General features: G+C 60.0%; 2 protein-coding genes. Both read left to right on the plus strand.

Annotated features, from left to right (window positions below):
- Positions 1-1,119, plus strand: a 1,119-nt coding sequence (locus tag BJF83_RS26445) for a hypothetical protein (protein ID WP_262391244.1), incomplete at its 5' end; no start/stop codon positions are given.
- Positions 1,116-1,775: a hypothetical protein gene (locus BJF83_RS26450; RefSeq protein ID WP_143831757.1), complete on the plus strand. Its 660-nt coding sequence runs from the start codon at positions 1,116-1,118 to the stop codon at positions 1,773-1,775. The genes BJF83_RS26445 and BJF83_RS26450, both read left to right, overlap by 4 nt.
- The last annotated feature ends 833 nt before the right edge of the window (positions 1,776-2,608 follow it).

Consider the following 2,608-nt stretch of genomic DNA (forward strand, 5'->3'; position numbering starts at 1 on the left):
CTGGCCGAGGCCATGTCCCCGGAGCTGGCCGAGGAGTTCCGTGCCCTGGACCCGAACTCGCCCTGGGAGGCCAGCGCGGTCCGGCAACCGGAGATGGCCGTGCCCGGTGGCGGCCCCGACACACCCAACACCACCATCACCAACAGTTCCCAGCCCCACCATGACCAGCCAATTCCCACCCCTGGCAGCGACGGTGGCAGGGGCGGCAACGACGGCGGTGACCCGCCTCCCGCACTGGTGCGGGAGGCGACGACAGCAGCGACAACCCCGAGCCAGGCCCCCAGCGCGACGACAACCAGCGGGCGGAGGCCTCCCGTCCAACCAACGGCGGCAACAACGGTAGTGACCCTTTCGATCGCACCGGCACGGGGGGCATCGAAAATAGTGGCGATACTCCTTCTAGCCCCGACGTGGCAGAAGTTTTTTTCTGCCATGGAGAGAGACAGAGAATCAGGTTTCTGGACACAGTCAGAAAGTAACTCCAATCTAGACCCGGATGACCCGATTCTGCGGCGAGATGAGATCGCGCTCAGATTGGATCAGGCTGGATTGAACCAACAGCAGCAAGATGCACTCATCGAAAACCTGATAAATAATAAATCGAATGAGGGGCGCCAGGTCGCAGAGATAATTCACTCTGGCGCACTCCAGGGGTCCACTGGATTTAGTGATTTTCTTGTCGAGATGACTTCCCGCAGCCAAGATGCCTTCAGGGGGCATGCCGCAGAGCTTCGATTTTCCTACGACTTGACGCAGCAAGGCTACCCCTCGAGTAGAATTGAGTTTCCCTCGAAAAACACAGACATCGGCGACGATGTCGATGTTTCCATCAGGGGGATCGACGGGGAGGTTGAATACTCCTATCAGATCAAAAGCGTCGAAACCGCGAATGGCGTCCGAAAGAAATGGGGTGAGGTTATTCGGCAGCTAAGCGGGGAAACCGCCGGCACGACTAACAGGGTAGGAATATTTGAGGTTCAACAAGAGATGTCGAACCTCAATGAGCGAACCCGTCGAGCGATGTACGCCGCCGCGGTGGACTCCGGCGTGTCCTTCAGACTGTACTTTACTGATGGTACAATAACGATTCCACCGGACGTCGAGATCTACCCGGAGTGATTATAGTGACCCTTCTTCCATCTGCCCGTGGGGTAGTCGCTTCATGGGAGTGGCTTCAGGAGACTCCAGATGGGCGAGATCCACTCCTCGGTGTCTCCATCGCATCTAGAGTGTCCCAGGTCCTTGGTGCAAGAAAATTACTAGAAGTCAAGCGTCTAGAAATATCCTGGGATCAAAAAGGAATGGGGCCAATCGGTGTTGGCTCCGTAATTTCAATTCCCCCAGGCGAGCAACTTGACGCGGATGCGATGCTTGCCCGGATAGCTGACAGCCAGCCGAAAGCTTATCCGAACTCTAGGGCGTATCGGATTTATATGACAGGCCCGGGGGTCTGGATCGATGCGCAAGGAGATGAGAAGTCGGAGCCCAGGCTTGTTGACTTCATGGTGGACGTGCAGATATTCGGCGTTGCTGGAGTTCTCGGCGTGATCCACGATATTTGGTCCTGGTATGATTTTTCAGGGAATCCCCATCCATTGGTATATCAGAATAACGCGCCACGACTGGCCGCTGCCATAAGAGATGTTGAAGATTCGCTCGGAGTTGAAACGGAGCCGGGTGAAGCCACCTTGTACGCAGAGCCTGAACGATATGGGATCAAGTACTACCCTCCGAACGAAGAGGGTAAAGGGTTCAATGTAGCGGAACTGCATTAACCCCCATACCTGCGTATCGACAACGGCGACGAAAGCGTAGAGACGACCGTTGACCGCGTCCGCAGAGCACTCCCTGAGATCCACGGAACCACCGACCTGCTCGATGTTGTCGCAGGGGTCCTCCCATCCGATCGGCTGAGACCCCCGAACGCGAGGGAACCCCAGGCCAGCACGAGTGAACCTCCCACGTGGCCCGGGGTTGGAGGCGAGGTTTCGCTCCTGGTGTGCTCCCCGGTCCGGCACACCCCACCACCACCCGTCCGATGCGGACGACATGACACCATTCCCGGCCGGAGCGGCTTACGGCCCTGTCCGCCCCGCACACCCCAGACAGGGGACCACGGGCCCGCCAGGGGCCGTGGGGCCGACGTGGGCCCACACAACCCCGGCATCGGGGGCAACCGTGGCCCGGGGATCACCCACCAGCCACCACCACGGCGCGGCAACGGACACGAACAGGACACCCTTCCCCCGGTCCCCTCCTCCACGCCCCTGACGACGCCCGGCGGCGCATGCGACACCCGGCTACCGATCTCGCCGGGCCGCACCACGAGAAGCACGCCCGTTCCGCCTCGCGTGCCCCGCCAGTCGTTCAGGGCCCACTCGCAGCACTCAACACTGGCACCCGTCCACCACACGGGGCTGGGTGATCTCCACACCGTCTCCACTGGCCTCACCGCGCTCCACAAAACGGATGCTTCAGCAGAGACCAACCCACTAAGAGCTCATCTCACAAGGCATCGGTGTGCTTGGCCAGGTGCTCGTAGCAGATGAGGATGCAGGCGATGCCGAGCATGGCCAGGAAGTTGGAGGCCTTGCGCTCCCAGCGCACG

It is taken from the genome of Nocardiopsis sp. CNR-923, from assembly GCF_001942255.1.
In the GTDB taxonomy this organism is placed as follows: Bacteria; Actinomycetota; Actinomycetes; order Streptosporangiales; family Streptosporangiaceae; genus Nocardiopsis.